Source organism: Gordonia sp. (in: high G+C Gram-positive bacteria), assembly GCF_049299075.1.
Taxonomy (GTDB): domain Bacteria; phylum Actinomycetota; class Actinomycetes; order Mycobacteriales; family Mycobacteriaceae; genus Gordonia.
In genome coordinates, this window is record NZ_JBAQWU010000440.1 from 1 (window position 1) to 4,133 (window position 4,133).

General features: G+C 62.7%; 3 protein-coding genes. All 3 read right to left on the reverse strand.

The features are described from left to right. Window positions 1–74 precede the first annotated feature (74 nt). The gene (tuf, locus tag WAW85_RS14060) at window positions 75–1,265 is read right to left on the reverse strand and encodes an elongation factor Tu (protein WP_422560220.1); all 1,191 of its coding nucleotides are present in this window, start codon (window positions 1,263–1,265) and stop codon (window positions 75–77) included. Between the two features lie 108 nt (window positions 1,266–1,373). Continuing rightward, on the reverse strand, window positions 1,374–3,479 hold the full coding sequence (fusA, locus tag WAW85_RS14065; protein WP_422560221.1) for an elongation factor G: 2,106 nt from the start codon (window positions 3,477–3,479) through the stop codon (window positions 1,374–1,376). Window positions 3,480–3,599: 120 nt separating this feature from the next. Beyond that, a complete protein-coding gene (gene rpsG, locus WAW85_RS14070; protein ID WP_422560222.1) occupies window positions 3,600–4,070 on the reverse strand; it encodes a 30S ribosomal protein S7 in 471 nt (156 codons plus the stop codon). Window positions 4,071–4,133: the final 63 nt, after the last annotated feature.

Consider the following 4,133-nt stretch of genomic DNA (forward strand, 5'->3'; position numbering starts at 1 on the left):
GATCACTTGATGATCCGTGATGTCCCGACGGATGCCTCAGAATCTCTTCTAATCAAGCACCCGTCGGGTGGTCATCACTTGATGATCTTGGTGACGCGGCCGGCACCGACGGTGCGGCCACCTTCGCGGATAGCGAAGCGCAGGCCCTCATCCATGGCGACCGGCTGGATCAGAGTGACCAGCATCTCGGTGTTGTCGCCCGGCATGACCATTTCGGTGCCCTCGGGGAGGGTCACGACGCCGGTCACGTCCGTGGTGCGGAAGTAGAACTGCGGACGGTAGTTGTTGAAGAACGGGGTGTGACGGCCGCCCTCGTCCTTGGACAGGATGTAGGCCTGGCCCTCGAACTCGGTGTGCGGGGTCGTGGTGCCCGGCTTCACGATGACCTGGCCACGCTCGACGTCCTCACGCTTCAGACCACGAAGCAGCAGACCGGCGTTGTCGCCAGCCTGAGCCGAGTCCAGCAGCTTGTGGAACATCTCGATACCGGTGACGATGGTCTTGGTCGAGCCCTCGCGGATGCCGACGATCTCGACTTCCTCGTTCACGTTGACCTCGCCGCGCTCCACACGACCGGTGACGACAGTGCCGCGGCCGGTGATGGTGAAGACGTCCTCGACGGGCATCAGGAACGGCTTGGCGGTCTCGCGGACCGGGTCCGGCACCGAGTCGTCAACGGCCTGCATGAGGTCCTCGATCGACTTGACCCACTTCTCGTCGCCCTCGAGCGCCTTCAGCGCCGAGATCGGCACGACCGGTGCGTCCTCGTCGAACTCCTGAGCGGCCAGCAGTTCGCGGACCTCCATCTCAACGAGCTCCATGATCTCCTCATCGTCGACCATATCGGCCTTGTTGAGGGCAACCAGGATGTAAGGAACGCCGACCTGGCGAGCCAGCAGCACATGCTCGCGGGTCTGCGGCATCGGGCCGTCAGTGGCGGCCACGACCAAAATCGCACCGTCCATCTGGGCCGCACCGGTGATCATGTTCTTGATGTAGTCAGCGTGACCCGGAGCATCGACGTGAGCGTAGTGACGCTTCTCCGTCTGGTACTCGACGTGGGAGATGTTGATCGTGATACCACGAGCCTTCTCTTCCGGCGCCTTATCGATCTGGTCGAAAGCAAAGCTCTCGTTCAGATTGGGGTACTTGTCAGCCAATACCTTGGTGATGGCAGCCGTCGTCGTGGTCTTGCCGTGGTCGACGTGACCGATGGTGCCGATGTTCACGTGCGGCTTGGTCCGCTCGAACTTCGCCTTCGCCACTTGTGTCCTCCTGGACTTAGTCTGCCGGGTGTCTCCCGGGCAGAGATGTACTTACAGATTCAGTTTATTGCGCGTATGCGCGGGCCGCGGAAGCGGGGGAGTAACGAATTACTCGCCCGTTGCCTTCGCGATGATCTCCTTGGCGACGTTCGCCGGAACTTCAGCGTACGAATCGAAAACCATGGAGTAGTTCGCTCGGCCCTGGGTCTTCGACCGAAGGTCTCCGATGTAGCCGAACATCTCCGACAGCGGCACCGCAGCCTTCACGACGCGGGCACCGCTGCGCTCCTCCATGGCCTGGATCTGGCCACGGCGGGAGTTCAGGTCGCCGATGACGTCACCCATGTAGTCCTCCGGAGTCGTGACCTCGACGGCCATGATCGGCTCCAGAATAACGGGCTGTGCCATCCGCGCAGCCTCTTTAAGAGCCTGCGAACCGGCGATCTTGAAGGCCATCTCCGAGGAGTCGACGTCGTGGTATTGACCGTCGAGCAGGGAGACCTTCAGGTTGACCAGCGGGTAGCCGGCCAGCACACCGTACTGCATCGCGTCCTGCGCACCGGCATCCACCGAAGGGATGTACTCACGCGGGATACGACCGCCGGTGACGGCGTTGTTGAACTCGTAGGTGGCGCCGTCTTCAGCGTCCACCAACGGCTCGAGCTTGATCTGGACCTTCGCGAACTGGCCCGAGCCACCCGTCTGCTTCTTGTGGGTGTAGTCGTGCTTCTCGACGGTCTTGCGGATCGTCTCGCGGTAGGCCACCTGCGGCTTGCCGACGTTGGCCTCGACCTTGAACTCGCGCTTCATGCGGTCCACCAGGATGTCGAGGTGCAGCTCGCCCATACCGCCGATGACGGTCTGGCCGGTTTCCTCGTCAAGCTTCACCGAGAAGGTCGGATCCTCTTCGGCAAGCTTCTGAATCGCGGTGCCCAGCTTTTCCTGGTCAGACTTGGTCTTCGGCTCGATTGAGACGTTGATGACCGGGTCCGGGAACGTCATCGACTCCAGGACGATCGGGTTCGCCGGATCGCACAGGGTGTCGCCGGTGGTGGTGTCCTTGAGGCCGATCATCGCGTAGATGTGGCCGGCCACCGCGTCGTCGACGGGCATCTCCTTGTTGGCATGCATCTGGAAGAGCTTGCCGATGCGCTCCTTTTTGCCCTTGGTGGCATTAAGGACCTGAGTGCCCGGATCGACCTTGCCCGAGTACACGCGGACGAAGGTCAGCTTGCCGAAGAATGGGTGCGAGGCGATCTTGAAGGCCAGCGCGGAGAACGGCTCGGCGATATCCGGCTTGCGGGTGATCACCTCTTCCTCGTTACCCGGAAGGTGTCCCTCGATCTCACCGATGTCCAGCGGGTTCGGCAGGTAGTCGATGACAGCGTCGAGCATGGGCTGCACGCCCTTGTTCTTGAACGCCGAGCCGCACAGGATCGGGTAGATCTCGGAGTTGATCGTCATCTTGCGGATGGCGCCCTTGATCTCCGCGATCGACAGCTCTTCACCGGCGAAGTACTTCTCCATGAGGGCTTCGTCGGACTCGGCGACGGTTTCGAGCAGCTTCTCGCGATACTCGGCGGCCTTCTCCTGAAGGTCGGCGGGGATCTCGCGGATCTCCGGATCGGCGCCGATCTCGACGGTGCCAGGCCAGACGATGGCCTTCATCTCGAGCAGGTCGACGACGCCGTCGAAGGCATCCTCGGCACCGATGGGGAGCTGCATGACGAGCGGGCGCGCGCCCAGGCGATCGATGATCGTCTGCACGGTGAAGTAGAAGTCCGCGCCCATCTTGTCCATCTTGTTGACGAAACAGATGCGGGGAACGTCGTACTTGGTGGCCTGGCGCCAGACCTGCTCGGACTGCGGCTCGACGCCTTCTTTGCCGTCGAAGACGGCGACGGCGCCGTCGAGCACACGCAGCGCGCGCTCGACCTCGACGGTGAAGTCGACGTGGCCCGGAGTGTCGATGACGTTGATCTGGTTGTCACCCCAGAAGCAGGTCACGGCGGCGGAGGTGATGGTGATACCACGCTCCTTCTCCTGCTCCATCCAGTCAGTGGTGGACGCACCGTCGTGGGTTTCACCGATCTTGTAGTTGACACCCGTGTAGTAGAGGATGCGCTCGGTGGTGGTGGTCTTACCAGCATCGATGTGGGCCATGATGCCGATGTTGCGGACCTTGGTGAGGTCGTTCAGCACTTCCTGTGCCATGGGGTTCCCTTCGGGAAGTCGCGGATTGTGAAGACTAGGGGTCGCGCGCCGGGTTCACCGTCGTCGCGGCCGGGGCCACTGCGCAAGGCTAATCCGGAGAGCAGCCTTGCGCAGGGTGAGTCACCAGCGGTAGTGGGCGAAGGCGCGGTTCGCTTCGGCCATCTTGTGGGTGTCCTCGCGACGCTTCACTGCGGCGCCGAGACCGTTGGACGCGTCCATCAGCTCATTGGCGAGGCGCTCGACCATGGTCTTCTCGCGACGCTGCCGGCTGAAGGTGACCAGCCAGCGGAGGGCGAGCGTGTTGGCGCGGCCCGGCTTGACCTCGATCGGCACCTGGTAGGTGGCACCGCCGACGCGGCGGCTCTTGACCTCAAGGGTGGGCTTGACGTTGTCCAGCGCACGCTTGAGGGTGATCACCGGATCGGTGCCGGTCTTCTCGCGGGTGGCCTCGAGGGCTTGGTAGACGATGCGCTCGGCGGTCGACTTCTTGCCGTCCAGCAGGATCTTGTTGACCAGCTGGGTGACGACGGTCGAACCGTAAACCGGATCGTTGATCAGCGGGCGCTTGGGTGCGGGGCCTTTACGTGGCATGAGAGATCAGTTCCCCTTCTTGGCGCCGTAGCGGCTGCGAGCCTGCTTGCGATCCTTGACACC

Coding starts and splice junctions, on each gene's coding strand:
- rpsG (WP_422560222.1), bottom strand. CDS start 4,070: ATGCCACGTAAAGGCCCCGCACCCAAGCGCCCGCTGATCAACGATCCG.
- fusA (WP_422560221.1), bottom strand. CDS start 3,479: ATGGCACAGGAAGTGCTGAACGACCTCACCAAGGTCCGCAACATCGGC.